28 protein-coding genes are annotated in these 26,882 nt (G+C 67.5%); 22 read left to right on the top strand and 6 right to left on the bottom strand.

What is annotated here, in order from left to right; all coding sequences use genetic code 11:
- The first annotated feature begins 27 nt into the window (after positions 1 to 27).
- From RDCOP1_RS01980 to RDCOP1_RS01955, 7 genes are all read left to right on the top strand, one after another.
- Entirely contained in the window at positions 28 to 1,599 is a 1,572-nt protein-coding gene (locus RDCOP1_RS01980; RefSeq protein ID WP_072698386.1) for an AMP-binding protein, read from the top strand.
- The gene (locus RDCOP1_RS01975) at positions 1,596 to 1,817 is read left to right on the top strand and encodes an acyl carrier protein (protein ID WP_072698385.1); all 222 of its coding nucleotides are present in this window, start codon (positions 1,596 to 1,598) and stop codon (positions 1,815 to 1,817) included. The genes RDCOP1_RS01980 and RDCOP1_RS01975 overlap by 4 nt, the downstream gene beginning before the upstream one ends.
- A complete protein-coding gene (locus tag RDCOP1_RS01970) occupies positions 1,814 to 3,202 on the top strand; it encodes a flavin monoamine oxidase family protein (RefSeq protein ID WP_231922948.1) in 1,389 nt (462 codons plus the stop codon). Before RDCOP1_RS01975 ends, RDCOP1_RS01970 begins: the two co-directional genes overlap by 4 nt.
- A complete protein-coding gene (locus RDCOP1_RS01965) occupies positions 3,199 to 4,638 on the top strand; it encodes a KamA family radical SAM protein (protein ID WP_072698384.1) in 1,440 nt (479 codons plus the stop codon). Before RDCOP1_RS01970 ends, RDCOP1_RS01965 begins: the two co-directional genes overlap by 4 nt.
- Positions 4,635 to 5,495 carry a hypothetical protein gene (locus RDCOP1_RS01960; RefSeq protein WP_072698383.1) on the top strand — a complete coding sequence of 287 codons (861 nt, stop codon included), beginning with the start codon at positions 4,635 to 4,637 and terminating at the stop codon, positions 5,493 to 5,495. Before RDCOP1_RS01965 ends, RDCOP1_RS01960 begins: the two co-directional genes overlap by 4 nt.
- A gap of 68 nt (positions 5,496 to 5,563) precedes the next feature.
- Complete coding sequence (locus tag RDCOP1_RS21665; RefSeq protein WP_255311406.1) at positions 5,564 to 5,698, top strand: hypothetical protein; 135 nt, start codon at positions 5,564 to 5,566, stop codon at positions 5,696 to 5,698.
- A gap of 54 nt (positions 5,699 to 5,752) precedes the next feature.
- Positions 5,753 to 7,078 (top strand): glycoside hydrolase family protein, encoded by a 1,326-nt coding sequence (locus tag RDCOP1_RS01955; protein WP_072698382.1) that lies wholly within the window; start codon positions 5,753 to 5,755, stop codon positions 7,076 to 7,078.
- 56 nt (positions 7,079 to 7,134) lie between these two features.
- Here the strand turns inward: RDCOP1_RS01955 and RDCOP1_RS01950 are convergent, their stop codons facing one another.
- Entirely contained in the window at positions 7,135 to 7,494 is a 360-nt protein-coding gene (locus RDCOP1_RS01950) for a DUF1622 domain-containing protein (RefSeq protein WP_072698381.1), read from the bottom strand.
- Between the two features lie 173 nt (positions 7,495 to 7,667).
- On the opposite strand from RDCOP1_RS01950, the gene RDCOP1_RS01945 reads away from it, so the two are divergent.
- From RDCOP1_RS01945 to RDCOP1_RS01925, 5 genes are read left to right on the top strand one after another with little or no spacing between them, the layout of a single operon-like run.
- Entirely contained in the window at positions 7,668 to 8,270 is a 603-nt protein-coding gene (locus RDCOP1_RS01945) for a prepilin peptidase (RefSeq protein WP_072698833.1), read from the top strand.
- 48 nt (positions 8,271 to 8,318) lie between these two features.
- Positions 8,319 to 9,506 carry a chorismate synthase gene (gene aroC / locus RDCOP1_RS01940; protein WP_072698380.1) on the top strand — a complete coding sequence of 396 codons (1,188 nt, stop codon included), beginning with the start codon at positions 8,319 to 8,321 and terminating at the stop codon, positions 9,504 to 9,506.
- A 4-nt stretch (positions 9,507 to 9,510) separates the two neighbouring features.
- Positions 9,511 to 10,071: a shikimate kinase gene (locus tag RDCOP1_RS01935; protein WP_072698379.1), complete on the top strand. Its 561-nt coding sequence runs from the start codon at positions 9,511 to 9,513 to the stop codon at positions 10,069 to 10,071.
- Entirely contained in the window at positions 10,068 to 11,177 is a 1,110-nt protein-coding gene (gene aroB / locus RDCOP1_RS01930; RefSeq protein WP_072698378.1) for a 3-dehydroquinate synthase, read from the top strand. Before RDCOP1_RS01935 ends, aroB begins: the two co-directional genes overlap by 4 nt.
- Before the next feature lie 40 nt (positions 11,178 to 11,217).
- Positions 11,218 to 12,021, top strand: a complete 804-nt coding sequence (locus RDCOP1_RS01925) for a transglutaminase-like domain-containing protein (RefSeq protein ID WP_072698377.1) — start codon at positions 11,218 to 11,220, stop codon at positions 12,019 to 12,021.
- 8 nt (positions 12,022 to 12,029) lie between these two features.
- Here RDCOP1_RS01925 and RDCOP1_RS01920 read toward each other — a convergent pair whose 3' ends face one another.
- The 5 genes from RDCOP1_RS01920 to RDCOP1_RS01900 form a co-directional block, all read right to left on the bottom strand.
- Complete coding sequence (locus tag RDCOP1_RS01920; RefSeq protein ID WP_084722294.1) at positions 12,030 to 12,620, bottom strand: TIGR03086 family metal-binding protein; 591 nt, start codon at positions 12,618 to 12,620, stop codon at positions 12,030 to 12,032.
- A 56-nt stretch (positions 12,621 to 12,676) separates the two neighbouring features.
- Entirely contained in the window at positions 12,677 to 13,534 is an 858-nt protein-coding gene (locus RDCOP1_RS01915) for an alpha/beta fold hydrolase (protein ID WP_072698376.1), read from the bottom strand.
- Positions 13,531 to 13,959: a helix-turn-helix domain-containing protein gene (locus RDCOP1_RS01910; protein WP_072698375.1), complete on the bottom strand. Its 429-nt coding sequence runs from the start codon at positions 13,957 to 13,959 to the stop codon at positions 13,531 to 13,533. Before RDCOP1_RS01910 ends, RDCOP1_RS01915 begins: the two co-directional genes overlap by 4 nt.
- A gap of 79 nt (positions 13,960 to 14,038) precedes the next feature.
- Entirely contained in the window at positions 14,039 to 14,476 is a 438-nt protein-coding gene (locus tag RDCOP1_RS01905) for a hypothetical protein (RefSeq protein ID WP_072698374.1), read from the bottom strand.
- Positions 14,477 to 14,555: 79 nt separating this feature from the next.
- Complete coding sequence (locus tag RDCOP1_RS01900; RefSeq protein WP_072698373.1) at positions 14,556 to 15,143, bottom strand: B-4DMT family transporter; 588 nt, start codon at positions 15,141 to 15,143, stop codon at positions 14,556 to 14,558.
- A gap of 73 nt (positions 15,144 to 15,216) precedes the next feature.
- On the opposite strand from RDCOP1_RS01900, the gene RDCOP1_RS01895 reads away from it, so the two are divergent.
- The 10 genes from RDCOP1_RS01895 (at position 15,217) to pyrF (ending at position 26,547) form a co-directional block, all read left to right on the top strand.
- Positions 15,217 to 16,314, top strand: a complete 1,098-nt coding sequence (locus RDCOP1_RS01895) for a M24 family metallopeptidase (protein ID WP_072698372.1) — start codon at positions 15,217 to 15,219, stop codon at positions 16,312 to 16,314.
- A gap of 34 nt (positions 16,315 to 16,348) precedes the next feature.
- Entirely contained in the window at positions 16,349 to 16,912 is a 564-nt protein-coding gene (efp, locus tag RDCOP1_RS01890) for an elongation factor P (RefSeq protein WP_072698371.1), read from the top strand.
- Positions 16,913 to 17,422, top strand: coding sequence for a transcription antitermination factor NusB (gene nusB, locus RDCOP1_RS01885; RefSeq protein ID WP_072698370.1), 510 nt, complete (start codon positions 16,913 to 16,915; stop codon positions 17,420 to 17,422). It begins immediately after the preceding gene.
- Positions 17,423 to 17,655: 233 nt separating this feature from the next.
- Positions 17,656 to 18,270, top strand: coding sequence for a bifunctional pyr operon transcriptional regulator/uracil phosphoribosyltransferase PyrR (gene pyrR, locus RDCOP1_RS01880; protein ID WP_072698369.1), 615 nt, complete (start codon positions 17,656 to 17,658; stop codon positions 18,268 to 18,270).
- Positions 18,267 to 19,208 (top strand): aspartate carbamoyltransferase catalytic subunit, encoded by a 942-nt coding sequence (locus RDCOP1_RS01875; RefSeq protein ID WP_072698368.1) that lies wholly within the window; start codon positions 18,267 to 18,269, stop codon positions 19,206 to 19,208. The genes pyrR and RDCOP1_RS01875 overlap by 4 nt, the downstream gene beginning before the upstream one ends.
- A 41-nt stretch (positions 19,209 to 19,249) precedes the next feature.
- On the top strand, positions 19,250 to 20,563 hold the full coding sequence (locus tag RDCOP1_RS01870) for a dihydroorotase (protein WP_072698367.1): 1,314 nt from the start codon (positions 19,250 to 19,252) through the stop codon (positions 20,561 to 20,563).
- Between the two features lie 9 nt (positions 20,564 to 20,572).
- Positions 20,573 to 21,073, top strand: coding sequence for a PH-like domain-containing protein (locus RDCOP1_RS01865; RefSeq protein ID WP_072698366.1), 501 nt, complete (start codon positions 20,573 to 20,575; stop codon positions 21,071 to 21,073).
- A 118-nt stretch (positions 21,074 to 21,191) separates the two neighbouring features.
- The gene (carA, locus tag RDCOP1_RS01860; RefSeq protein ID WP_072698365.1) at positions 21,192 to 22,376 is read left to right on the top strand and encodes a glutamine-hydrolyzing carbamoyl-phosphate synthase small subunit; all 1,185 of its coding nucleotides are present in this window, start codon (positions 21,192 to 21,194) and stop codon (positions 22,374 to 22,376) included.
- Positions 22,376 to 25,723, top strand: coding sequence for a carbamoyl-phosphate synthase large subunit (gene carB, locus RDCOP1_RS01855; RefSeq protein WP_072698364.1), 3,348 nt, complete (start codon positions 22,376 to 22,378; stop codon positions 25,721 to 25,723). The genes carA and carB overlap by 1 nt, the downstream gene beginning before the upstream one ends.
- Complete coding sequence (pyrF, locus tag RDCOP1_RS01850; RefSeq protein WP_072698363.1) at positions 25,720 to 26,547, top strand: orotidine-5'-phosphate decarboxylase; 828 nt, start codon at positions 25,720 to 25,722, stop codon at positions 26,545 to 26,547. The genes carB and pyrF overlap by 4 nt, the downstream gene beginning before the upstream one ends.
- Positions 26,548 to 26,882: the final 335 nt, after the last annotated feature.

The following is a 26,882-nucleotide window of genomic DNA, read 5'->3' as shown; positions in this document are numbered from 1 at the left end:
CCGTACCTACTAGACCACTAGGAAACCATGTCTCACACCATCTTTCCCCGTACCGGTACCGGCTCTGCCGGCACCGATATCGCCGGCGACGTGGTGGCGGACTTCGTCACCGCGGTCGGAGATCGGCCCCAGGGCGCTGCCATCGTGCACAACGGGTCGGTCATCACCTATCGAGATCTTGCGGAGCGGGTGCGAACTACCGCATTGCGTTACCGGGCACTCGGATTCGGCGCCGACCCGCCATCGGGTCAGGTCGGCGTGCTGGTTTCGCACACACCCGCGGTGATAGATCAGCTGCTCGGAATACTCCACGCCCGTGCCACTTACTGCCCGATCGACGCCGCACTTCCGGTAGCCCGCAAGCAGGCGCTCGCCGCCGCACTCGGCGTGGATCGACTGTTCGTGGCCGACCGAGACCCACACGCGCCCACGACCCTGCGGGCCTACATGCCCGACGACCGGGTCGCCGCGGATGCCGAACTGCCGCAGCCTTCATGGCACCGGGACGATCCCGCGTATGTGCTGTGCACCTCGGGATCGACGGGGGCACCGAAGCCGGTGGTGGTCTCGCGGCAGGCCCTCGCCGTCACGGTGCGGGCGCTGCGCGACCTCTTCGCGCTCACCCCCGAGGACCGTGTGCTCCAATTCGCCTCACTCGGCTGGGACACCTGCTTGGAAGAGATCCTGCCCGCATTGACCTCCGGTGCGACTCTGGTGTTCGACGACACGGCCCATTCCGGGGCCTTCCCGCCCTTTCTGCGCATGCTGGCGGAACGGGAGATCACCGTGCTCGACCTGCCGACGGCGTTCTGGCACGAACTTGTACTCTTCCTGCACGAGGAGCAGGTGGGGCTGCCGGCCGGCGTCCGGCTGGTGGTGATCGGCGGCGAGCGGATCGATCCCAACCGATTGCGGCAGTGGCGTGATCTGGACGTCGGGCATGTCCGGTTGCTCAACACCTACGGATGCACCGAAACGACGATGGTGACCCACGCGGTGCAGCTGAGCGGCCCCGGCACAGAACCGGAAGTCGCGGTGAACGACGCCGAGGCGCCACTCGGACGCCCGTTGCCCCATGTGCGCGATCACGTCACCGACGAGGGCGAGCTGCTGGTCTCGGGGGAAGCCCTCGCCACCGGCTACCTCGGACTACCGGAGCTCACCGCAACCGGCTTCCCGGTCGCCGATCACGGATCCGGCCCGGCCCGGTGGTTCCGTACCGGAGATCTGGTCACCCGCGGGGAACGCGGGCTGCTGTATGCACGCGGCCGCGTCGATGAACAAGTGAAAGTTCTTGGTGTGCGCGTACATCCGGCAGAAGTCGAGGTACAGTTGACGAGTCACCCCGCGGTCGCGGGTGCCGTCGTGGTCGGTGAACGGCTACTCGGGCGTACATCGCTGACGGCGTACGTAGTTCCGGCAGGGGAGACGACTCCGGCCGAGCTGAAGCGTTACCTACGTGAGCGCCTCCCCAATCAATTCGTGCCCACTCGGGTGAGATTCGTCGCCGCGCTGGCATGCACATCCAGCGGAAAGGTTGATCGGGCGGCAACACAGCGTGCCGCAGCGCACCACGACAACAAGGGAGTAGTCCGATGAGCCCCGACCACATTGTCCAGATCTTCCGCAGGGTCCTCGATACAGATGCGGTGGACGAGCATTCCGACTTCTTCGAGCTCGGCGGCGATTCGCTGCTCGCGACCCGGGTGCTCAGTGCGATCGCCCGAGACTTCGGGACGGAGTTGCTGTACGAGGACTTCCTCGACAATCCCTCGCCGGCAGGGCTGTTCGCCAAAGTTGCTGCAGTAGCACCATGAACGGGGGAAACATGCGCGTTGTCGTCGTCGGTGCCGGTCTGGCCGGGCTGACCGCCGCTGTCGACCTCGTGGCGGCGGGTGCGGAGGTCACGGTCCTGGAGGCGCGCGATCGGGTGGGCGGCCGGATACACGGTATTCCGGTGTCCGTGAGCGTGGTCGCCGACGGGGGTGCTGCCTACTTGGGCGTCCGGCACACCGAGCTCCTCGCGCAGGTGCAGGAGTACGGACTGGACCTGGCCTCCACAGCGATGACCGGGGACAGCACGTTCTTGGTGGCGGATCAGCGGAAGACGACTGCGAGTCGGGTGCCCCCGCTGGACGCGGTCGCGCTCGGTGATCTGTTCGATCGGCTCGAGGACCTCGCCGCGTCGATCCGGCCCGACGCGCCGTGGCAGAGCCCGCAGGCAGAACGTCTCGACCGGCTGTCTGCCGCGCGCTGGCTGGCCGACGAGGTCGGGCATCAGGACGCCCGAACATTCTTCCCGCTGTTTCTGAGCGAGATGATGGCGGCCGATCCCGCAGCGATCTCCGTTCTCCACATGGCCTTCTACCTGCGATCCGGCGGAGGGGTCCGCTACCTCAACGCGTTCGAGGGCGGGGCTCAGCAGTGGCGGATCGACGGCGGCGCACACCTGTTGTGCCTGGCGCTCGCCGACCGGCTCGGTGAGCGCGTGCGGTTGGGTCGTCCGGTCGCTGCGATCGATCAGGACGACAACGGGGTCGTGGTGCACTGCGTTCCGGACGCCGAGGGCGCACCGTCCGAGTACCGAGCCGACCGGGTCGTCGTCGCCGTTCCACCGTTGTTGGCGCAACAGATCGAGTTCCGGCCTGCTCTGCGGACGCCGCGAGCGACGACGGCCACCGGCCGTGGCTGCGCGGTCAAAGTACACCTGGGCTATCCGGCTCCGGTGTGGCGTGAGAGTGGCTTGTCCGGATGGTCGTTGAGTACGGACGGGCCGTTGCTGTCCACGGTCGACGATTCACCACCGGATGAATCTGCAGGCGTGCTCACCGGATTCGTCACCGGTGCGGCGGCGGCGACCTTCTCCGAGCTGTCGACGGCAGAGCAGATGGACGCGGCGCTGGCACATACCCGCCGGCTCTTCCCGCAATTGCCGCCGCCGACGCAATGCACCGTGACCGATTGGCTTGCCGAGAAGTACAGCAGGGGATGCTATGCCGCGTTGTTCGGCCCGGGGGACTGGCTGCGGCTGGGACCGACACTGACCGAACCGCACGGCCGCGTCCACTGGGCCGGCACCGAAACCAGCCTGGAGTTCTTCGGGCTGATGGAGGGAGCGATCAGGTCGGGCCGACGAGTCGCGACCGAATTGATCCACGGCGTCGAACCGGCGGCCGTTTCGCGAAAGGTTCTGTCACGATGACCACCTACATCGAGTCCCAGCAGACGGGCTTCGCCGCCGTCGCCGATCAGCCGTACACGTATGTGCGCAAAGAGCTGTCCGAACCCGATTGGCGACGTTACCCGGGCTGGGCAACGGTCACCGAGGCCGAGTGGCGGGATCCGCAGTGGCAGCGGTCGCACTCCGTCAAGAACATCGGGCAACTGCGCGCGGTCGTGGGGGACCTCCTCGACGAGCGCTTCTATGACGACCTGCACGCCGACCAGCAGCAGCGCGCAACGATGTCGATGTTGCTGCCGCCGCAGATGCTGAACACCATGGCTCCTCACTGGGGGCAGGGGCGTCGCGGGCTCACCGAGGCCTTCTATGCCGATCCGATTCGGCGTTACATGCTGCCGGTGCTCAGCGATCGCGATTCGGAATGGAGCTCACACCCCTACGCCGAGCGAGATTCGTTGCACGAGAGCGACATGTGGGTGGTCGAGGGGTTGACTCATCGATACCCGACCAAGGTGCTCGCCGAACTGTTGTCGACCTGTCCGCAATACTGCGGACACTGCACACGGATGGATCTGGTCGGAAACTCGACACCGACGATCGGCAAGGCCAAGCTGACCCTCCACCCGGCCGATCGGCAGGACCGGATGCTGGACTACCTGCGAGCCACGCCGACGGTGCGGGATGTCGTGGTGTCCGGCGGCGACGTCGCCAATGTTCCGTGGCCGCGGCTGGAATCCTTTGTGCTGCAGTTACTCGCGATCGACACCATCCGCGATATCCGATTGGCATCGAAAGCGCTTGCCGCGCTGCCGCAGCACTGGCTGCAGCCAAAGGTGGTCGACGGAGTTGCGCGCGTGGCGCAACTCGCCGCGTCCCGCGGCGTCAATCTGGCGTTGCACACCCACATCAACCATGCGCAGTCGGTGACTCCACTGGTCGCGGAGGCGACGCGGGCACTGCTCGACGGAGGGCTGCGGGATGTGCGAAACCAGGGGGTGCTGATGCGCGGGGTGAATGCCACCGCAACGGACCTGCTCGACCTGTGCTTCGCGTTGCAGGGCGAGGCGAACATCCTGCCGTACTACTTCTACATGTGCGACATGATCCCGCACGCCGAGCACTGGCGGACCTCGCTGTGGGAAGCTCAGCAGCTGCAGTTGGAGATCATGGGCTACCTGCCCGGGTTCGCGACTCCGAGAATCGTGTGCGATGTTCCCTACGTCGGCAAACGGTGGGTCGATCAGGTGGTCTATTACGACCGGATCCGCGGTATCTCACACTGGAGCAAGAACTACCGCACCGGCTTGGACGGAACGGATCCCGACGCGCTGAGCCGGGTCTACCCGTTCTACGACCCGATCGGCAGTCTGCCGCCCTCCGGGCAGGCGTGGTGGCGGAAAGCGCGCGACCTTCTCTGTGACACAGTAGTTCCGGCCGGACTCGAGTTGGAGTCATGAGCACTCCGAAGAGCGTGGAGTTGGCTCCGATCACCGATGCCGACGTGGGTGCGGTGGCGGAGTTCTTGCACGCCAACCACAATGACAGAGTTCCCTGGGCCCTCTCGTGCTCCGCGGTGCCGTGGAAGGTGGAGGCGCCCAATCACGGTTTCATGCTCCGGGACGGGCAGCGCGTCGTCGGCACAATGTTGGCCTTGTACTCCGAGCGACTGGTCGCGGGGCGGGTCGAGCGGTTCTGCAACATGGGATCGTGGTGCGTGCTGCCCGACTACCGATCCCGGAGCCTTTCGCTGCTCGAGGCGGTGTTGTCGCAGGACGACTACCACTTCACGGCCCTGTCGCCCGGCGAAGGCCCGCGGGAGATCCTCGCCTGGCGCAAGTTCCGCTTCCTCGATACGGCTGCGGCGCTCGTTCCCAACCTGCCGTGGCCGACCCTGCCCGGCCGAACGAGGATCAGCGCCGACCCGGACGTGATCGAAAGGACGCTCACCGGAACGGATCTCGAGCTCTACCACGACCACGCACAAGCGCTCGCAGCGCATCACCTCGTGCTGACCCGCGGCCGGGACTCCTGCTACGTCATGTACCGGGAGTTTCGATACAAAGGTGTGCCGGTGTTCGCCATCGTCCTGCATGTCGGCAATCCCGAGCTGTTCCATCGTGCCCTGATGCCGCTGACCCGTCATCTGTTGGTTCGTCGGGGGCTCGTGGCAACCCTGGTGGAGTTGCGGATCATCGAGCACCGGCCACGCCTGTCGTTCAAGCTGAACAACTGGCCCAAGATGTACCGCAGTACGAGCCTGGAACCCGGGCAGATCGACGACCTCTACAGCGAGCTGGTGTGTGTGCCCTGGTAGCGGGCGCTCGAAGCCGACGACGAGAAGGGCAGTAGCTCGACATGGTGGAAATGGTGATAGGTGCCGCAATGATTCTTGTCGTTGCGGTCATGGCTGTGTTTCTCGTTCTCATCGCTGTCGACACGGCGCTTTTCCTGGTGCTCCGAGCGCGTATTCCCCAGAATCCGTTGTCGAACTCCGAACACGGAACAAAGCATGCGTGACACCGGGCATACGGGGCCGCGACGCCCCGCATTCGAATAGGGAAGGCCGCCTGAATGAAGAATCCACGGTGGGTCACCGTCGGGTTACCCACCGCGGTGGCTGTGACCGCGCTGGTTGTGACCATGTGCCTGTGGACGCCCACTCTTCAGCCTTCCGCCGGGTCCGGCGACACCCGATGGCCCGGCTGGGGATTCACGCACACACAGTTCAGCGCCGACGACGGTGACCCCCCGGCGGTCGCAACGGCCGGCGGGGCGATCGAGTCGGTACCCATGGTGCAGGCTCAGGCCATCATGGGCTGGGGAGCGGACAACCCGGAGCCCTCACCCGGCCGATACGATTTTCGCAGCCTGGACCGGCGAATGGACTTCATTCGCCGCAGCGGCGGCATTCCGGTGATCGTCCTGTGCTGCGCCCCGGACTGGATGAAGGGCGGCGAGCCCGGAGAGACCGATTGGGACCGCTTGGAAGTTGCGCCGCGCCCCGAACACTTCGCCGATTTCGCTGCGCTGAGTGCCACAGTGGCCGAGCGCTATCCCTACGTCCGCCATTTCGTCGTCTGGAACGAGTTCAAAGGGTTCTTCGACGACGAACTGGGACGATGGGACGCGCGTAGCTACACCGATCTCTACAACCTTGTCTACGACGCGGTGAAGGCAGTGAACCCCGCGAACCTCGTCGGTGGGCCCTACGTGGAGTTCGCGAGTAAACCGCTGGGCTCCCCCGACAGCTCTCCGCTGCTGCAGGGCCCTTGGGGGGCCGTGGACCAGCGATACATCGACGCTTTCGTCTATTGGAATCTGGGCAGGAAGGGCGTCGACTTCGTCGCCGTCGACGCGCACGCGACCACCGCACAGGGCGCCCCGGACGAGTTCACCGCCGTGCAGAAGTTCGCGGCAGTCACCACTTGGCTCCGAGCGCAGGTCGATGTTCCCATTTGGTGGACCGAGTGGTATGTCGAGCCGGCCGGGCCGGGATGGTCGTCGGAGCGTCAGGTTGCGCTGCGCGTCGCCGCGATGATCGAGCTCGCGAGTAGTGGCGCGGACACGGTGTTGTACTGGAACCCGCGCCCGGACGGAGCGGAGTGTGCCGAGTGTCTGTGGACGGACACCTGGGCGACCGGCGGTGGCCGGCCTCTGCCCTTTCTCGATGTACTCCAGCGCTTCGCCCGCTGGTTTCCACCGACTGTCGTGCGGCGGAAGGTGGACGTGGCGGACGGGTTGCTCGCTCTCGAGTCCGACCGCGCCCGCGTGATCGTCAACACCACGGATCGGAGGATCAGTGCCTACGTCGACGGTCGGCAGATCGAGTGGTCGGCCTACGAGATGCTGTGGGTGACGGCGGCCGGGTCCTGGTCCGGCGCGGCCGAGCCGCGATGACCCGGTACGCAAGCGACATCAGGCTGAGGTAGTGACATCAGGCTGCGCAAGCGACGTCAGCCGGTGGAATCCGACGGTCGGTTGCGCTGCCAGGGCCAGCGACCGTCGATCTCGAGTTGCAGCGACCAGCTCAGGAAGGTTCGGATCAGCACGATCAACGCGAGCACCCCGACGGAAGTGAACGTGGGGGTGACCGCCACGGTTTTGATGATGTCCGCCGCCACCAGAAATTCCAGACCGAGCAGGATCGAGCGACCCAGACTGCGCCGGTACTGTTCGTATACCGCCGTCCCCGGCGAACGCACCCACGCCGCCACCGCAGTCCAGGTTGCGAGCGCGGCGCCCAGCACGATGGCCGCGACACCCACGACGTCGACCGCAGAACCGACATGCTCGAGGATCGACGAAAGCTCCATGTCCAGCGTTCCTTCCGGTGACCGGGGAGACCTCTCCGCCGATGCTCCCAGAGTCCGCCGCTTCTGCACCGGATTCGGGTTTGTCCACAGGACTCGTGTTTCTCCCCGGAAAGCCGGTTGTGACGCCGGGTGGCTTCCGGTGCGTGGCACGCCGGGGCACGCTCGTGCCCGTGATGACGATCGTGGGGGGCGTGGTCGCGGGTGCCGCGGCAGGGTCGGCGGTATACGCGTCGGCGGCTCGATCGGCGGGCAGAGTTCCCGCGGCGGGGATGTGCGAGATCGCGTGCGCGGTGATCGGCGCGGTCGCGACGTCGGCCGGCACACCGCTCGCGGTCCTCGCCTTCGCAGTCCTGGGTTGGTGGAGCGTCGGCCTGGCCACCGTCGACATCCTGGTGCGGCGATTGCCGAACGTTCTCACTCTCGGTGGTGGAGTCGCCGTGCTGTCGGTCGCGTCGATCACCGGCCACGGCAGTGCGGCGTTGGCGGGGGCCGCGCTGATGACGGCCCCGATGCTCGTCGTGCACCTGGTGTCCCCGCGGTCACTCGGCGCCGGTGACGTGAAACTCGCCGTTGCGCTCGGGGGCGCCGCCGCGGTCGCGGGCGCCCGGGCGTGGCTGGTCGCGGCGTTGCTCCCGTCCGTCCTGACCGTGCTGGCCGCCGCGGTTCTCGGCGTCGTGCACCGCCGGGTTCCCCGCCCGGACCCCGCGCCGCCCGGGGTACCGCACGGACCGTCGATGTGCGCCGCCGCGATGCTCGGATTGTGCCTGGAGTCTTGACCAGGGGTGGCGTCACCGCGCGGGCGGCGCGCGTGGAAGGATAACGGTGTGCTGCGTTGGATAACTGCTGGAGAATCCCATGGTCCCGCCCTCGTCGCGATGCTCGAGGGGATGATTGCCGCTGTCGAGGTGACATCGGACGACATCGCAGACCAGCTCGCGCGCCGACGGCTCGGTTACGGCCGCGGCGCCCGCATGAAGTTCGAGGCCGACAAGGTCACCATCATCGGCGGCGTCCGGCACGGGCGCACGCTCGGCGGCCCGATCGCCATCGAAATCGGCAACACCGAGTGGCCCAAGTGGGAAACCATCATGTCCGCCGATCCGGTCGCGCCGGAGTTGCTCGACGGCCAGGCCCGCAACGCTCCGCTCACCCGTCCCCGGCCCGGACACGCCGACTTCTCGGGAATGCTCAAGTACGGGTTCGACGACGCCCGGCCGGTGCTCGAACGAGCGAGTGCACGAGAGACCGCGGCGCGCGTCGCGGCCGGAACAGTGGCCCGCAACTTCCTCCGGCAGGCGTTCGGCGCCGAGGTCGTCTCCCACGTGATCTCCATCGGCGCGTCGGACCCGTACGTCGGTCCGGAGCCCGGAGCCGACGACCTCGCCGCGATCGACGCGAGCCCCGTACGTGCGTTCGGTAAGGCCGCCGAAGAATCGATGATCGCCGAGATCGAGGCAGCCAAGCGCGACGGCGACACTCTCGGCGGCATCGTCGAGGTCGTCGTCCACGGCCTGCCCGTCGGGCTGGGTTCGTTCGTCAGCGGCGCCGAACGCCTCGATTCGCGACTTGCCGCGGCGCTCATGGGAATCCAGGCCATCAAGGGTGTCGAGGTCGGCGACGGCTTCGAGACCGCGCGGCGACGCGGCAGTGCCGCTCACGACGAGATGCGACCCGGCCCCGACGGTGTGCTCCGCTCCACCAACCGTGCAGGCGGTATCGAAGGCGGCATGACCAACGGCGAAACCCTGCGGGTGCGTGCCGCGATGAAGCCGATCTCGACCGTCCCGCGTGCCCTGTCGACCGTGGACATGACCACCGGCGACGAAGCCGTCGCCATCCATCAGCGCTCCGACGTGTGTGCTGTGCCCGCCGCGGGTGTCGTCGCCGAAGCCATGGTCGCGCTCGTCGTGGCGCAGGCCGCTCTCGAGAAGTTCGGTGGTGACTCGCTTCCCGAAACGGTGAGCAACATCGACAACTACCTGAAAGGTATTGCGGCGCGCCCGCCGCGGTAGAGGCATGGCGCCGCGCGCAGTACTCATCGGTCCGCCGGGGGCCGGCAAGTCGACCATCGGCCGGCGAGTCGCCCAGGCGCTCGAACTGTCGTTGCTCGATACCGACGCGGAGATCGAACGCACCACCGGGCGCACCATTCCGGAGATCTTCGCGCAGGACGGCGAACCGGCGTTCCGCGAGATAGAGGAGCGCGTGGTCGCCGAGGCACTCGCGCAGCACGACGGGATCGTCTCGCTCGGAGGTGGCGCGATCCTGTCGGAACGGACCCGGCAACGACTCGACGGGCACACCGTCGTGTACCTCGAACTCAGTGTCGCCGAGGGACTGCGGCGCACCGGAAACAACAGTTCGCGGCCCTTGCTCAACGGGGGAGATCCCGCCCAGAAATACCGCGACCTGATGCGCCGCCGCCGCCCCCTCTACCGGCAGTCGGCGACCATCAGGGTGCGGACCGACGGTCGCAGCCCCGGCCGTGTCGTCCAGCAGGTCCTCACCAAACTCGGTGCGGTGCAAGACGCCGCTCCCGCCGAGACCACTCCAGAGAATCGGAGCATCACACCGTGACCGAACCGGTACGCATCGATGTCAACACCGCCGATCCCTATCCCGTCGTCATCGGACGCGGGCTGCTGGGCGACCTCGTGGAGGCACTGTCCGGCACCCGTACCGTCGCCATCTTCCACCAGCCCACACTCACGGCGACCGCCGAGGCGGTCCGGGAAGCGCTCGCCGACACCGGGATCGACGCACACCGTATCGAGATCCCCGATGCCGAGGACGGCAAGGAGCTTGCGGTCGCGGGATTCTGCTGGGAAGTGCTCGGCAAGATCGGTCTCACGCGCTCCGACGCGGTGGTGAGTCTCGGTGGCGGCGCCGCCACGGATCTCGCGGGCTTCGTCGCGGCGACGTGGATGCGGGGAGTGCGGGTCTACCACGTTCCGACGACGTTGCTGGCGATGGTGGACGCGGCGGTCGGCGGCAAGACCGGCATCAACACCGAGGCGGGCAAGAACCTCGTCGGTGCGTTCCACGAGCCGTCCGGGGTGTTCGTCGATCTCGCGACGCTCGAGACGGTGCCGCGCAACGAGATCATCGCCGGTCTCGCAGAAGTCATCAAGACAGGATTCATCGCGGACCCGGTCATTCTCGACCTCATCGAAGAGGACCCCGCGGCCGCACTCGATCCGCAGGGAGCGGTACTTCCGGAACTGATCCGTCGTTCCGTGGAGGTCAAGGCGAAGGTTGTCGCCGCCGACCTGAAGGAATCGAATCTGCGCGAAATCCTCAACTACGGCCACACTCTCGGCCACGCCATCGAACGACGCGAGCGTTACCGCTGGCGTCACGGTGCAGCCGTCTCGGTGGGTCTGGTGTTCGCCGCGGAACTCGGCCGTCTCGCGGGTCGCCTCGACGATGCCACCGCGGAACGCCATCGCGCGGTCCTCGAATCGGTCGGACTGCCCACCACGTACGATCCGGACGCCTTCGGGGATCTGCTGAAGGGCATGCAGAGCGACAAGAAGAACCGGGCGGGCCTGCTGCGCTTCGTCGTGCTCGACGGCCTCGCGAAGCCCGGTCGTCTCGAAGGACCGGATCCGACCCTGCTGGCGGCCGCATACTCCGAGGTGGCGAGCCAGGGATCGGCGGACGCGGGAACCGTTCTGTTGTAGCGGTTCGCTGTCCGGCGGCCCGGGTGACAGGATCGTCATCATGAAACGCGAAGTCGCCGCTGTGCTCGAGTTCGAAGTCACCGAAGCCACCCGGATCGAGATGAAGATCGCTGTCGCGAACCCGGGCGATGCCGAGGTGCGTGAGTCGATGCGGGTGATCCGCAACGACGACGAGATCTCGCCGCGGGAGATCGTGGTCGAGCACGGCAGCCGCATCCACATGCTCGACTGCGCGCCCGGCAAGGTGACTGTCGAATACTCGGCCACGGTGCACGGTTCGTTTCCGGCCACCCCGGTCACCGATGCCGACCTGTCGATGTACCTGCGCCCCAGCCGCTACGCGGAGGCGGACAGGTTCTTCGGCTTCGCGGCGTCGCGCTTCGGATCTCCGGAACCGGACGCCGAGACTCTCGCGCGGATCGTCGAGTTCGTCGAACAGCATCTGCTGTACACGCCGGGGGCGAGTCGCGGCACCGACAGTGCCACGGACACGCTGCTCACCGGCGCCGGAGTGTGCCGCGACTATGCGCATCTGACCATTGCGCTGTTGCGGGCGGTGAACATTCCGGCGCGGCTGGTGTCGGTCTACGCTCCCGGCTGCAGTCCGATGGATTTCCATGCCGTCACCGAGGCCTACGTCGACGGTGCCTGGCACGTCGTGGACCCGACGCGGTTGGCCCCGCGCTCGTCGCTGGTGCGGATCGCGACCGGCCGGGATGCGGCGGACACCGCGTTCCTCGACAACCACGGCGGCAGTCTCACCTTGAAGAGTTCGAAGGTGACCGCCGTCGTGGTCGGCGACCTGCCGGTCGACGATTACGCGTCCTCGGTTTCGCTCGGCTGAGCTCTCCCTCAGCCCGCTGGAGCCCAGGACGGATCGCGGCCGGTGAGTCCGAGCAGCCTGTGTAGGGCGGGCGCGTCGCCGGGTACCGCGACGGCGGGGCCGAACAGCGCACCCTCCGTGCGTTGTTCGTCGGACACGGATCCGGCGAACGCGAGGCGCGCCGCGATCTCCTCGGGCTCGCACGCGTAGGGCTGCCCGGTCGCGACGGCGAGGTCCCAGCCGTGCACGACGAGTTCGTCGAGTGCGACCAGCCCGGCGACCTCGCCCGGAAGATCGATGCCGCCCGCGCGGGTGGTGCCCGTCCACGCGTCGGGATTACGCCACGCGTCGGCGAGTGCGCTCAGTCTCGCGGTAGCAACATCGTTCCAGTCGTCCTGGAGTTCACCGGTCGGGAGTGCGGGTGGCGCGTCGGTGAGACCCTCGAAATCCTTGCTCGCCGCGGCGGTGAAGGCGAGGGTCAGCCCGAGCACGTGGTCGACGAGCATCCCGACCGTCGCCTCTGTACACGGTGTGGCCGCATGCAGGTGCTCGTCGTTGATCCCGTCGAGAACCCGGTCCATGCGACTGGTCGCGCTGGAAAGATCGAACATGCCGGTCATCGGTGTCTCCTCTGTACGAAGGTCACCTGTGTTCCGACCGGGGGAGCGCCCGAAACTCACCGCGTGTCGGTGTGCGAGTGACTCAGGAAGGTGAGGATCCGATCGGTCTGCCCGAGGATCGCGTGACCGGCATCGGCGAGAACGTGCACGTCCGCGTCGGGGAAACAGCGCCGTGCGCGGTCCGCGGTCTCGCCCGGATCGAACATGACGTCACGTGCGCCCACCACCACCAGGACGGGGGCGGTCACGGTACCCAGCGCATCGTCCGGAAATACCGGGAGTTTCTCCGTCCGGGGCCGGAACGCGCCGAACGTGTGTGCCACGTCGTCGAGCACCGGGGCGGCTTCGGGCCCGGTCAGGCCCGTGACCTGTGCGACGGCGCGCCGTCGGCCCCACCCTCCGAACGGCAGCGTCGCCATCGCCGGCAGGATGCGCAGAGGCGTCGGGCGGCCGATGCCGCCCGGGCAGAGGAGTACCAGACGTGTCACGCGTCCGGGTCGCCGGATCGCGTAGTCCAGCGCGCTCCATCCGCCGAGCGACATGCCGACAATTGCGCACGTGGTGATACCCAGTCCGCCGAGCACCTGATCGAGCCACCGGGCAGGTCCGTCGGTGTCCAGGCGCGGCCGCGTCGGCGCGCTGAGGCCGGGTTCGCCGACCAGGTCCACGGCGTAGGTGCGGAAACTCCTTGCCCACGTGGCGATGTCACCGAGCCACGTCGAAGTGTTCGCGCCGGCCCCGTGCAGCAACACCAGGGGCGGCGCATCCGGTGGACCGGACACCACCACGAAGGTCTCGCCTGCGTCGGTGGGGATCCGGACGCGGTCGGAGGGCACCGGCCACGACGCGAGGCGTTCCCGATAGCGTTGCTGCACCTGCTCTGCGGCGGTGGCGGATTTGTAGATGGCGTTCACGACTCGAGGATCCCTTCGATGTAGTCGAGCAGCCGGGCGGTGTCGGCGAGCCCCCCGAGGACGACGACTTTCATGCGCCCGCGCTCTTCGTCGTAGACCGTGTCGATCCGCAGTCGTGGCCCCTCGTCATGGGTGCCTGCGGCAGCGATCAGCACCGTGGTGAGGCGGTGAGCCGTCTCCGGGCTCACGGCATCGATTTCGACGATGCTCGAGACGTCGGTGTGTCGTTGCCTCCGCACGGTCTCGCGGGGTGGCGCGGGTACCGCCCTGCCGGTGAAGGCGTCGAGGTCGGTTTGCGCGATGCGGTACTGCTTGCCGATGCGCACGGCGGGCAGCTTGCCGTCGCGGACGTAATTCCGCACGGTGCGCACGTGCAGTCCGAGGCGTTCGGCGACCTGCTCGACCGAGAGCAATGTTTCTTCCATGAAAATACCGTATCGTTCCCTATTACTGTGTCAATAGGGAACGATACGGTATTTTAAGGAATGTTCGAGGGTGGCGAGGTCAGGTGGTGAGGACCAGAAGGAATCCGCCGCCACCGGCATCGATGCGCGTCGTGACCGACAGGCCCGGTGCGAGGCGGGACAGCCGATCCACGAGCCACTCGCCGGCCTCGACGGCGTCGGCTTCGCTCGGGCACCGCGCGACGGCCACGCGGCCGCCCTTCCGGGTGAGTTGCTCGACCACACCGATGATCGGCGCGGGATCGATGACGAACAGCCGATCCGGCCACGGCACGACGGGCTTGACCGCGCCTTTCTTGGTGTTGCAGGCGCGGTGCGCGAGCCGTTCCTGCCCGCCCTTCGCACCCTTCTTGGCGGTCGTGATGCTGTCGACACTCGGACCCCGCGGATCGTTGACCGACATGGCGGGATCCACCGGTTCGTCACACAGCCAGCATCGCCACGCGTCGCGTTCGCCCACTTCGTCCAGCTTGCTCATGGGGTCGACGCTACAGCGGACCGACCCGGACCTTCGTATCGTCCGGGGCCGGAGACGTGAGGGCGCGCTGTCGAGAAGCTCAGCGCTCGGGGCGCGGGCCCTGTGGGTCGACGGCGGGGAACACCTCGGTGGGTGCCTCGTCGCTGCGCCACGCGGAGTCGGCGGACGGTGCGCTCGCCACCGCCGCGGGTTCCGGCTCCCGCTCCCGCTGCCGGGACGGCCGATCGCTCGAGTCGGGCTTGCTTTCGCCTCGACCCGCGAGGAATCGGCCCGCGGTGACCGCGGCCATCGCCGGCAGGAACACCAGCAGGACCGTGAATGCGGCACCCGACGTCAATTCGAAGAGAAGCGACTTCACGCCGATCGGGAGGTCGGTCAGGGTGTCGACCAGCCACGTCAGGAAACCGGCGACGATTCCGGTGACCGCGCCCGCGGCGAGCCACCGTATCGTCAGGTCCTCCCCGTCGTCGGGGTCCGGATTCGCCCGCCGGTCGCGGACGCCGTCGATGCCGGCCCACACGATCGCCGCCAGAATGACGACGGCCAGGCCCATCCATCGCAGGATCGACCCCTGCAACGGCCACTGCATCAGGGCGACACCGAGCAATGCGCGCACGATCACGTGGACGAGGGAAAGCCCCAGTCCGCGAACCAACCACGGTTTCATGTACCCGAGAGTAACGGCTGCGGGCCGGAAAGTGTGTCTCGTCCCACACACGGACGCGGGGTAGGTTGGTCGAATGCCCGCAGATCACGCCTCCCGCCGTCGCGCCCTGCGTGCCCTCCTCGCCGAGCGCGACCTCGACGCCCTGCTCGTCACCGATCTTCTCAACATCCGGTACCTGACCGGGTTCACGGGATCGAACGCCGCGCTTCTCGTCACCGCCGACGACGACGCGAACGAGGGCCGCACCGTGATCAGTACGGACGGCCGCTACGTCACCCAGGTCGCCGCGCAGGTGCCCGATCTCCGGGCGGAGATCGCGCGTGCCTCGGCAGCGCATCTCGTCGCGGCAGCGACCGGGACGCCCGTTACGTGGGGTTTCGAAAGCCACGTCGTCACCGTGGACGAACGGTTCCGCTGGGACGGATTGGGGAGCGCCGCGCGATTCGTGCCCGCACCCGGTCTCGTCGAAGAGCTGCGGATGGTCAAGGACGAACACGAGGTGGGACTGCTCCGCGAGGCCTGCGCGGTCGCGGACCGTGCACTGGCCGATCTCGTCGCGGCCGGAGGGCTGCGGCCCGGGCGCACCGAGCAGCAGGTCGCCCGGGATCTCGAGTGGCGCATGTTCGAGCACGGCGCGGACGGCATCTCGTTCGAGACGATCGTCGCGACGGGGGAGAACTCGGCGATTCCGCATCACCGGCCCACCGGTGCCGTTCTCGCCTCCGGCGACTTCGTGAAATTGGACTTCGGCGCGCAGGTGGGCGGATACCACTCCGACATGACCCGCACCCTGGTGCTGGGCCGCGCGGCCGACTGGCAGCGTGATCTGTACGAGGTGGTGCTCACGGCGCAGCGTGCCGGCCGCGAAGCGCTCGCGCCCGGTGTGGAGTGCGCCGCAGTGGACGCCGCCGCGCGCGATGTCGTCGCCGCCGCGGGGCACGCGGATCTGTTCCTCCACGGGCTCGGTCACGGGGTGGGACTGGAGATCCATGAAGCGCCGGGAATCGGAGCAGCGGCGACCGGTACACTTGTCGCCGGTGCGGCGGTGACCGTCGAGCCGGGTGTGTACTTCTCGGGGCGCGGAGGCGTGCGGATCGAGGACACGCTCGTGGTGCGGGAGCAGACTCCGGAATTGCTCACGCTCACCGACAAGACATTAACCGTCGTTTGAGGCGGTTTCCCCGACTCTAGGAGACGCGAAGTAAGTGGCTGACACCAGTGATTTCAAGAACGGACTCGTTCTGAAGATCGACGGCCAGCTCTGGCAGATCATCGAGTTCCAGCACGTCAAGCCGGGCAAGGGCCCCGCGTTCGTGCGTACGAAGCTCAAGAATGTGACGTCGGGCAAGACCGTGGACAAGACCTGGAACGCCGGTGTCAAGGTCGAAACGGCGACGGTCGACCGCCGCGACATGACGTACCTGTACAACGACGGCACCGACTACGTGTTCATGGACTCGCAGACCTTCGACCAGATCTCGATCAGCCCCGAGCTGCTCGGCGACGCGGCGAAGTTCCTGCTCGAGAACATGGCCGTGCAGGTCGCGACGCACGACGACGTTCCGCTGTTCGTCGAACTGCCCGTCACGATCGAGCTCGTCGTCAAGCACACCGACCCGGGCCTGCAGGGCGACCGCTCCACCGGCGGCACCAAGCCGGCCACGCTCGAGACCGGTGCCGAGATCCAGGTTCCGTTGTTCATCAACACCGGTGACAAGCTCAAGGTCGATTCGCGTGACGGCAACTACCTGGGGCGAGTGAACTCCTGAGTGTCCGGTACCCAGAAAAAGCTCGGGGCCCGTCACAAGGCCCGTAAGCGCGCTGTCGATCTGCTCTTCGAGGCAGAGGCACGCAACGTCCATCCCGTCGACCTCGCTGCCGACCGGGTAGAACTTGCCGTCGCGGACGACCAGGTCGCGCCGGTGCCGCCCTACGCGCAGACCATCATCAACGGTGTCGCCGACAACCTCGACGAGACCGATCGCGTGATCGCCGATCACTTGCACGAGTGGACCCTCGATCGGCTGCCCGCGGTCGACCGGGCGATTCTGCGCATCGCGGTGTGGGAGCTTTTCCACGCCACGGATGTGCCACCGGTCGTCGCGGTCGACGAAGCCGTCGAACTCGCCAAGCAGTTGTCGACCGACGATTCCCCGGCGTTCGTCAACGGCGTCCTCGGGCAGATCGTCGCCGTCGCGGACCAGGTGCGCGCCGCCGCGGCGGCCACACTGGTGCGGCCTCCCGGTGATACACAGGACAAGGACTCCGACCAGTCCTGACCGGGCGGTACGTTTTCGCTGTTCCACTGTCGTCGAGCGGGTTCCCGTGGGGTGTCGTCCCCACCGGAGCCCGCTCGCGTGCTTCCCCGCGTTTTCCCAGCCGGGATGCCTCGACGTCTGTGTTGCGCTTCACCCGCGCACCGTGCTTTCGGGCATGTGCACGCTGATAGGCTCGACGACTGTCAGGCATCCTTTAACGATCCGTCCAGTGAGGCGGAGAAGGAGGTCGCTGCATGACCGTGTCCGAGGACGGGTCCACAGCTTCTACCGATTCAGCGTCTCCCGCCGACGCACCCGCGCGTGAGCTTCTCTCCGCGGCGGATGTGCATCGCACCATCGCGCGGATCGCGCATCAGATCATCGAGAAGACCGCGCTCGACACCCCCGAGGAAGCCCGGCGTGTCGTGCTCCTGGGAATCCCCACCCGCGGCATCACCCTCGCGAACCGGCTCGCCGAGCGCATCGAAGAGTTCTCCGGTGTGCGCGTGCCGGTCGGTTCGCTAGACATCACGCTGTACCGAGACGACCTGCGCACCAAGCCGCACCGTCCGCTCGAGCGCACCTCGGTGCCCGACGGCGGCGTCGACAACACCCTCGTCGTGCTCGTCGACGACGTCCTGTTCTCGGGCCGCTCCGTCCGCGCCGCTCTCGATGCGCTGCGCGACCTCGGCCGCCCGGAAGCAGTGCAGCTCGCCGTGCTGGTCGACCGCGGCCACCGCGAACTCCCGTTGCGGGCCGACTACGTCGGCAAGAACGTTCCCACCGCGCGTAGCGAGGACGTCAGCGTGCTGCTCACCGAACAGGACGGCCGCGACGCCGTGGAGATCTCGGGAGGCAAGTCCCAGTGAAACACCTGCTCACCATCGCGGATCTGGACAAGGATTCTGCAACAGGGCTTCTCGACGAAGCCGAACGTTTCGAGCAGGCACTGCTCGGCCGTGAGGTCCGTAAGCTTCCCACGCTCCGCGGCCGCACCGTCATGACGGTGTTCTACGAGAACTCGACCCGCACCCGCGTCTCCTTCGAGGTCGCCGGCAAATGGATGAGCGCCGACGTCATCAACGTCTCGGCCTCCAGTTCGTCGGTGCAGAAGGGCGAATCGTTGCGCGACACCGCGCTGACGCTCCACGCTGCCGGCGCGGACGCGCTCGTCGTGCGGCACCCCGCCTCCGGGGCGGCGCACCGGATTGCGCAGTGGACCAACGAGTCCGGTTCCGGCCCGGCCGTGATCAACGCCGGTGACGGGACACACGAGCACCCGACGCAGGCGCTGCTCGACGCGCTCACCCTGCGTCAGCGGCTCGGTGGGCTCGAAGGACGCCGGGTCGCGATCGTCGGCGACGTGCTGCACAGCCGCGTCGCGCGGTCGAACGCTCTGCTGCTGAGCATGCTCGGAGCGGAGGTCGTGCTCGTCGCACCCCGCACCCTCCTGCCGGTCGGCGTCGAGACGTGGCCGGTGCGTGTCGCGGACTCGCTCGACGCCGAACTGCCCGGTCTCGACGCGGTGCTGGTACTGCGCGTGCAGGCGGAACGGATGAACGGCGGTTTCTTTCCGTCGGCCCGGGAGTACTCGATCCGCTACGGCCTCAGCGCCAAGCGAGCCGCGTTGCTCCAGGAACATGCCGTCGTCCTGCACCCCGGGCCGATGCTGCGTGGGATGGAAATCGGATTCCCGGTCGCCGACGCACCGCAGTCCGCCGTCCTGCAGCAGGTGAGCAACGGTGTGCACGTGCGCATGGCGGTGCTCTTCCGGTTGCTCGTCGGTACGGAAGGAAACCTGTCGTGAACGCGGCTTCGGAAAGTACACATGGAAGAGGAGATGCCCCGGTGACGCCGCAGGTGCTCATCCGCAATGTCCGGCTCTACGGCGAGGGGGAGCCGGTCGACGTGCTGCTCGGCGACGAGCAGATCCTGGCCATCGGACCGGGACTCGAGGCCGAAGCGGACGTGGAGGTCCTCGACGGCACAGACCGCGTCCTGCTGCCCGGTTTCGTCGACCTGCACACCCATCTGCGTGAGCCGGGTCGTGAGGACACCGAAACGATCGACTCGGGATCGGCCGCTGCGGCGCGCGGCGGTTACACCGCGGTGTTCGCGATGGCGAACACCGATCCGGTCGCCGATTCCGCGGTCGTCACCGACCACGTGTGGCGTCGCGGCCAGGAGGTCGGGCTCGTCGACGTGCACCCGGTCGGCGCCGTCACGATCGGTCTCGCGGGCAAGCAACTCGCCGAGATGGGCACCATGGCCTCCGGTGTCGGCCAGGTCAAGATGTTCTCCGACGACGGCAAGTGCGTCGACGATCCGCTGCTCATGCGCCGCGCGCTGGAGTACTCGTCGTCACTCGGGGTGCTCATCGCCCAGCACGCCGAGGAGCCCAGGCTGACGGTCGGAGCTGTCGCGCACGAGGGGCCGACGGCTGCGCGTCTCGGTCTGGCGGGATGGCCGCGTGCTGCCGAGGAGTCCATCGTCGCCCGTGACGCGCTGCTCGCGCGTGACGCCGGCGCGCGGGTGCACATCTGCCACGCGTCGACTGCCGGCACCGTGTCCCTCCTGGAATGGGCACGCGCGCAAGGTATTTCGATCAGCGCCGAGGTCACGCCGCATCACCTTCTGCTCGACGACTCGCGGCTGGAAACCTACGACGGCATCAACCGCGTCAACCCGCCGCTGCGCGAACGCTCGGATGTCGAGGCGCTGCGCAAAGGGCTCGCCTCCGGAGTGATCGACTGTGTCGCCACGGACCACGCACCGCACGCCGAGCAGGACAAGTGCTGCGAGTTCTCCCAGGCCCGTCCCGGAATGCTCGGCCTCGAAACGGCGTTGTCCATCGTGATCGAGACGATGGTGCGTCCCGGTCTGCTCGACTGGCGCGGCGTGGCGAAAGTCATGAGCGAGCGCCCCGCGGAGATCGTCGGGCTCGACGACCAAGGTCGTCCGCTCGAGGTGGGAGAGCCCGCCAACCTGGTGCTCGTCGATCCTCACACCGAGTGGACGGTGCACGGCCCCGACCTGGCGAGCATCGCAGACAACACCCCGTACCAGGACATGACCTTGCCGGGACGGGTCACCGCGACAGTGCTTCGCGGCAGGATCACGGCGCGTGACGGCGCGGTGTTCCCCCGGACCGACGGAAAGTAGGAAGACGAGATGGACCGGATACTGCTCACCGTCGGATTCCTGGCGTTGTGGGTCGTGCTCGTACTGCTGATGTGGAAGGGCTGGCGCGGCCGGGCCCGACGCCAGAAGGACGCGATCGGTGAGCTTCCCGTCGTACCCGCAGAACCGGGGGAGCGGCTCATCGAGCCGAGCACCGGCCTGTACGTCGGCAGCACCCTCGCGCCGAGTTGGCAGGACCGCATCGCTGTGGGCGACCTCGGGTTCCGCGCGAATGCCGAGCTGAGCCGGTACCGGACGGGCGTGCTGGTGGAACGGCACGGCGCGTCGCCCATCTGGATCCCTCAGGAGTCGATCCGGGCGATCCGGACCGAACGCGGCTTGGCCGGCAAGGTCATGACGAAGGACGGCGTGCTCGTGATCCGGTGGCAGTTGCCGTCGGGGACCGAGGTCGACACGGGTTTCCGTGGGGACGACAAGTCGATCTATCCACAATGGACTCGGGAATGGACTCGGGACGAGAACGAAAAGTGACGATCACAACGACGATGACGATCACAGCGACGACGAACATCACGAAGACGAACACGACACGCGAGATTTCCGCCCGTACGGCCGGTTCTGGTGCGGTCGAGAAGAACGGAGACAACGCATGAGCGGCGGAACATTCGGCGCCGGCACCGCGGTGCTGGTCCTCGAGGACGGGCGCGTCTTCCGTGGCACGCCTTTCGGGGCAGTCGGGCAGACCCTCGGTGAGGCCGTGTTCAGCACGGGCATGACCGGCTATCAGGAAACCCTCACCGATCCCAGCTACCACCGGCAGATCGTCGTGGCCACCGCGCCGCAGATCGGCAACACCGGCTGGAACCACGAGGACAACGAGTCGGTGGGCCCCACCGGCGACGCCGACGGGTCCAAGATCTGGGTGGCAGGATTCGTGGTGCGCGATCCGTCGCGACGCGTATCCAGCTGGCGGGCGACCGGATCGCTTCAGGACGAACTGGCGCGACAGAACGTCGTGGGCCTCGCGGGTATCGACACCCGCGCACTCGTGCGGCATCTGCGGACGCGCGGCTCGATGCGCGCCGGGGTGTTCTCCGGCGACGCTCTCGCTTGGAAGGGCGACGACCTCGACATCGACACGCTTCTCGATCGCGTCAAGAGCCAGCCGTCGATGCTCGGCGCCGACCTCGCCGGCGAAGTCAGTACCACCAGCGGGTACATCGTCGAACCCACCGGCGGCGATCCGCGCTTCACCGTCGCCGCGATCGATCTCGGCATCAAGACCAACACGCCGCGCATGTTCGCCGAACGCGGCATCCGCGTGCACGTGCTGCCGTCGACCGCGACGCTTCACGACATCCTCGACCTGAAGGCCGACGGAGTGTTCCTGTCGAACGGTCCCGGTGACCCGGCCACCGCCGACGGGGCTGTGCACCTGACCAAGGAGGTGCTCGCCCAGGGACTGCCGCTGTTCGGCATCTGCTTCGGCAACCAGATCCTCGGCCGCGCGCTGGGCCTGAACACCTACAAGATGAAGTTCGGTCACCGCGGGATCAACATCCCGGTCGTCGAGCACGAGACCGGTCGCATCGCCATCACCGCGCAGAACCACGGGTTCGCGCTCGAAGGTGAGGCCGGCCAGGAGTTCGACACGCCGTTCGGCCGCGCCGTGATCAGCCACACCTGCGCCAACGACGGTGCCGTCGAAGGCGTCAAGCTCGCCGACGGCTCCGCGTTCTCGGTGCAGTACCACCCGGAGGCCGCGGCAGGGCCGCACGACGCCTCCTACCTGTTCGACCGTTTCACCCGCATGCTCGAGGGAGAGAAGAACTGATGCCACGCCGTACCGATCTCTCCCACATCCTGGTCATCGGCTCCGGCCCGATCGTCATCGGTCAGGCCTGCGAGTTCGACTACTCCGGCACCCAGGCGTGCCGGGTCCTCCGTGAGGAGGGCATGCGCGTCTCGCTCGTCAACTCCAATCCGGCCACGATCATGACCGACCCGGAGTTCGCCGACGCGACCTACATCGAGCCGATCACCGCCGAGTACGTCGAGAAGGTCATCGCCGCCGAAGCCGCGAACGGCACCCCGATCGACGCGGTGCTCGCCACGCTCGGCGGGCAGACTGCGCTCAACACCGCCGTCGCCTTGTCCGAGCAGGGCATCCTCGAGAAGTACGACATCGAGCTGATCGGCGCCGACTTCGACGCGATCCAGCGCGGCGAGGACCGGCAGAAGTTCAAGGACATCGTCGCCAAGTGCGGAGGCGAATCCGCTCGCTCCGCCGTGTGCTACACGATGGACGAGGTTCGCGCGACCGTCGCCGAACTCGGGTACCCCGTCGTGGTCCGCCCGTCGTTCACCATGGGTGGACTCGGCTCCGGCATGGCGTACAACGAAGCCGACCTCGAGCGCATCGCCGGTGGCGGTCTCGCCGCGTCGCCGACCGCGAACGTGCTCATCGAGGAGTCGATCCTCGGCTGGAAGGAATACGAGCTCGAGCTCATGCGCGACGGTCGCGACAACGTCGTGATCGTGTGCTCGATCGAGAACGTCGACCCGGTCGGTGTGCACACCGGCGACTCGATCACGGTGGCACCGGCGATGACGCTGACCGACCGCGAATACCAGAAGATGCGCGACCTCTCCATCGCGATCCTCCGCGAGGTGGGCGTCGAGACCGGTGGCTGCAACATCCAGTTCGCCATGGACCCGAGCGACGGCCGTCTCGTCGTCATCGAGATGAACCCCCGCGTGTCGCGGTCGTCGGCACTCGCCTCGAAGGCGACCGGCTACCCGATCGCGAAGATGGCGGCCAAGCTCGCCATCGGCTACACGCTCGACGAGATCATCAACGACATCACCGGAGAGACGCCGGCGTGCTTCGAGCCGACGCTCGACTACGTGGTGGTCAAGGCGCCGCGCTTCGCGTTCGAGAAGTTCCCGGGCGCCGACGGCACGCTCACCACGACCATGAAGTCGGTGGGTGAAGCGATGTCGATCGGCCGCAACTTCGCCGAGGCGTTCGGCAAGGTGCTGCGCTCGCTCGAGACCAAGCGGGCCGGATTCTGGACGGGCCCCGAGGTCGAGGGCTCGCTCGACGAACTGCTGAAGGCGATCGAGACGCCCACCGACGGGCGGATCTACCAGGTCGCGCAGGCGTTCGAACTCGGCGCGAGCCTCGAGCAGGTCTTCGACGCCACCAAGATCGACCCGTGGTTCCTCGAGGAGATCGCACAGATCGTCGGGTTGGGCGAGAAGGTCCGCACCGCCGAGACCTTCGGCGCCGACGAACTCCGGTACGTCAAGCATCACGGCTTCTCCGACCGCCAGATCGCGGCGCTGCGCCCCGCTCAGTTCGCGGACGAGGCCGAGGTCCGCGCCCTGCGCAACGAGCTGGGTGTGCACCCGGTCTACAAGACGGTCGACACGTGCGCCGCGGAGTTCGAGGCGAAGACCCCGTACCACTACTCGACGTACGAGCTGGATCCGGCCGCGGAGACCGAGGTGTCGCCGCAGCCCGACAAGCCGAAGGTTCTCATCCTCGGCTCGGGCCCGAACCGCATCGGTCAGGGCATCGAATTCGACTACTCGTGCGTGCACGCCGCGCTGACGCTCTCGGACGCCGGCTACGAGACCGTGATGGTCAACTGCAACCCCGAGACGGTCTCGACCGACTACGACACCGCCGACCGGCTGTACTTCGAGCCGCTCACGTTCGAAGACGTGCTCGAGGTGTACCGCGCCGAATGCGAGTCCGGCACGGTCGCCGGCGTCATCGTGCAGCTCGGTGGCCAGACCCCACTGGGACTTGCGCGGCGGCTCAAGGACGCGGGCGTTCCCATCGTGGGGACCAGCCCAGAGGCGATCGACCTCGCCGAGGACCGTGGCGAGTTCGGCCGCGTCCTCGAGGAGGCCGGGCTGCCCGCCGCGAAGTACGGCACCGCCACCACCTTCGACGGTGCCCGTGACATCGCCGCCGAGATCGGCTACCCCGTGCTGGTGCGGCCGTCGTACGTGCTCGGTGGACGCGGCATGGAGATCGTCTACGACGAGAAGGCACTGGAGAACTACATCTCCCGCGCCACCGAGATCTCCGACGACCGTCCGGTGCTCGTGGACCGGTTCCTCGACGACGCCGTCGAGATCGACGTGGACGCGCTGTGCGACGGCACCGACGTCTACATCGGCGGGATCATGGAGCACATCGAGGAGGCCGGTATCCACTCCGGTGACTCCGCGTGCGCCCTGCCGCCGATCACCCTCGGTCGCTCGGACATCGAGAACGTCCGCCGTTCGACGGCTGCGCTCGCCGCCGGTATCGGCGTCAAGGGCCTTCTCAACGTCCAGTACGCGCTCAAGGACGACGTCCTCTACGTTCTCGAGGCGAATCCCCGGGCGAGCCGCACGGTGCCGTTCGTGTCCAAGGCCACGGCGGTTCAGCTCGCCAAGGCATGTGCGCGCGTGATGCTCGGTGAGTCGATCGCCGAACTGCGCGCCTCCGGGATCCTGCCCGCCGAGGGCGACGGCAGCGAGATCCCACTGGATGCGCCGGTGGCGGTGAAGGAAGCCGTGCTGCCGTTCAACCGGTTCCGTCGCGCCGACGGAACAGGAGTCGACACCCTGCTCAGCCCCGAGATGAAGTCCACCGGTGAGGTGATGGGCATCGACGACGACTTCGGCACGGCATTCGCCAAGAGCCAGACCGCGGCGTACGGCTCGCTGCCCACCTCGGGCACCGTGTTCGTGTCGCTGGCGAACAAGGACAAGCGGTCGATGATCTTCCCTGTCAAGCACCTCGCGGACCTCGGGTTCCACATCGCCGCCACCGTCGGCACCGCAGAAGTGCTGCGCCGCAACGGTGTTCCGTGCGAACACGTATACAAGGTGTCCGAGGAGGAACGCCCCGAGGGCGCTCCGGACGTTGTCGACCGCATCCGCGCGGGCGATATCGCCATGGTGATCAACACCCCGTGGGGCAATTCCGGGCCACGTGTCGACGGGTACGAGATCCGCAGCGCGGCGGTCGCCGCGAACATCCCGTGCATCACGACGGTGCAGGGCGCGTCCGCTGCAGTGCAAGGCATCGAGGCCGCGATCCGCGGTGACATCGGCGTCAGTTCCATCCAGCGGATGCACGCACGAGTGCGTGGAGCCGCCACCGCTGGACAGTCGTGAGCACCTTCGGCGAACGGCTCGCGGAAGCGCTCGCGAGCCGCGGTCCGCTGTGCATCGGCATCGACCCCCACCCGCAACTGCTCACCGCGTGGGGGCTCGGGGTCGACACGGACGGGCTCGAGAAGTTCAGCGAACTGTGCGTCGAGGCGTTCGACGGGGTCGTCGCCGTCGTCAAACCGCAGGTCGCCTTCTTCGAGGTGTTCGGCTCCGCGGGTCTGGAAGTGCTCGAACGTACCGTCGCGGTGCTGCGCGGTTCCGGGACGCTGGTGCTGGCCGACGCCAAACGCGGCGATATCGGCTCCACCATGGACGCGTACGCACGCACCTGGCTCGCTGACGAGTCGCCTCTGTGCTCGGATGCGGTGACCGTCTCGCCGTACCTGGGGTTCGGTGCGCTCGCTCCTGCGCTGGATCTGGGGGCCCGGACGGGCCGCGGGGTCTTCGTGCTGGCCGCTACCTCGAACCCCGAGGGCGGACAGGTGCAGAATGCCCGGCTCGAGGACGGTCGCACGGTCGCCCAGGCGATGGTGGACGAGGCCGCGGCCCGGAACGCCGGAGCGGACCGTCTCGGTTCGGTCGGTGTAGTCGTCGGCGCCACCCTGGCGCAGGCACCCGACCTGCGCGAGCTGAACGGCCCCGTCCTGATGCCCGGCGTGGGTGCGCAGGGGGGAACCGCGGACGACGTCCGCCGGTTGGCAGCGGGCAACCTGAAGGCCGTGGTGCCGAACGTCTCACGTGAGGTGCTGCGCGCGGGTCCGTCCGTGCCGGCACTGCGTGATGCCGTCGCCCGCACGGTGGAGCAGTTCGCGTTTCTGCAGGACTGAGCATTTCTGCAGGACTGAGAGGTCAAGGGCCGTGCGCGTGCACGGTCCTTGACCTGCGGATCAGCGCGCCGCGACACGCGGAACCGCGAGATTTTTTTCCGGCCGTCCCGATGACCTTCCCGGTGGCTGCCGGTGATCTTGCATGCCGTCGAGGTGTGACCTGCTCACATCACCATCCAAGGCCTGTGACCAGCATCTTTTCCGCATTCAGGCAGGTAGGACCAGCAAATCTCGACGTTCCCGCCGCGTCGTTTCCACCCCGGAATCCGGGCGCACTACCGCACGGATTTTCGAGCGTCGCAGCGGGGGTGCGGTTCGCATTCGGCGGAAGTCGT

Origin of the sequence: Rhodococcus coprophilus NBRC 100603, assembly GCF_001895045.1 — a bacterium.
GTDB classification, from domain to species: domain Bacteria; phylum Actinomycetota; class Actinomycetes; order Mycobacteriales; family Mycobacteriaceae; genus Rhodococcus; species Rhodococcus coprophilus.
This window is presented reverse-complemented; position numbering and strand designations above follow the sequence as displayed.

Coding starts and splice junctions, on each gene's coding strand:
- RDCOP1_RS01980 (WP_072698386.1), top strand. CDS start 28: ATGTCTCACACCATCTTTCCCCGTACCGGTACCGGCTCTGCCGGCACC.
- RDCOP1_RS01975 (WP_072698385.1), top strand. CDS start 1,596: ATGAGCCCCGACCACATTGTCCAGATCTTCCGCAGGGTCCTCGATACA.
- RDCOP1_RS01970 (WP_231922948.1), top strand. CDS start 1,814: ATGAACGGGGGAAACATGCGCGTTGTCGTCGTCGGTGCCGGTCTGGCC.
- RDCOP1_RS01965 (WP_072698384.1), top strand. CDS start 3,199: ATGACCACCTACATCGAGTCCCAGCAGACGGGCTTCGCCGCCGTCGCC.
- RDCOP1_RS01960 (WP_072698383.1), top strand. CDS start 4,635: ATGAGCACTCCGAAGAGCGTGGAGTTGGCTCCGATCACCGATGCCGAC.
- RDCOP1_RS21665 (WP_255311406.1), top strand. CDS start 5,564: ATGATTCTTGTCGTTGCGGTCATGGCTGTGTTTCTCGTTCTCATCGCT.
- RDCOP1_RS01955 (WP_072698382.1), top strand. CDS start 5,753: ATGAAGAATCCACGGTGGGTCACCGTCGGGTTACCCACCGCGGTGGCT.
- RDCOP1_RS01950 (WP_072698381.1), bottom strand. CDS start 7,494: ATGGAGCTTTCGTCGATCCTCGAGCATGTCGGTTCTGCGGTCGACGTC.
- RDCOP1_RS01945 (WP_072698833.1), top strand. CDS start 7,668: ATGACGATCGTGGGGGGCGTGGTCGCGGGTGCCGCGGCAGGGTCGGCG.
- RDCOP1_RS01935 (WP_072698379.1), top strand. CDS start 9,511: ATGGCGCCGCGCGCAGTACTCATCGGTCCGCCGGGGGCCGGCAAGTCG.
- RDCOP1_RS01925 (WP_072698377.1), top strand. CDS start 11,218: ATGAAACGCGAAGTCGCCGCTGTGCTCGAGTTCGAAGTCACCGAAGCC.
- RDCOP1_RS01920 (WP_084722294.1), bottom strand. CDS start 12,620: ATGACCGGCATGTTCGATCTTTCCAGCGCGACCAGTCGCATGGACCGG.
- RDCOP1_RS01910 (WP_072698375.1), bottom strand. CDS start 13,959: ATGGAAGAAACATTGCTCTCGGTCGAGCAGGTCGCCGAACGCCTCGGA.
- RDCOP1_RS01905 (WP_072698374.1), bottom strand. CDS start 14,476: ATGAGCAAGCTGGACGAAGTGGGCGAACGCGACGCGTGGCGATGCTGG.
- RDCOP1_RS01900 (WP_072698373.1), bottom strand. CDS start 15,143: ATGAAACCGTGGTTGGTTCGCGGACTGGGGCTTTCCCTCGTCCACGTG.
- RDCOP1_RS01895 (WP_072698372.1), top strand. CDS start 15,217: ATGCCCGCAGATCACGCCTCCCGCCGTCGCGCCCTGCGTGCCCTCCTC.
- pyrR (WP_072698369.1), top strand. CDS start 17,656: ATGACCGTGTCCGAGGACGGGTCCACAGCTTCTACCGATTCAGCGTCT.
- RDCOP1_RS01865 (WP_072698366.1), top strand. CDS start 20,573: ATGGACCGGATACTGCTCACCGTCGGATTCCTGGCGTTGTGGGTCGTG.
- carA (WP_072698365.1), top strand. CDS start 21,192: ATGAGCGGCGGAACATTCGGCGCCGGCACCGCGGTGCTGGTCCTCGAG.
- carB (WP_072698364.1), top strand. CDS start 22,376: ATGCCACGCCGTACCGATCTCTCCCACATCCTGGTCATCGGCTCCGGC.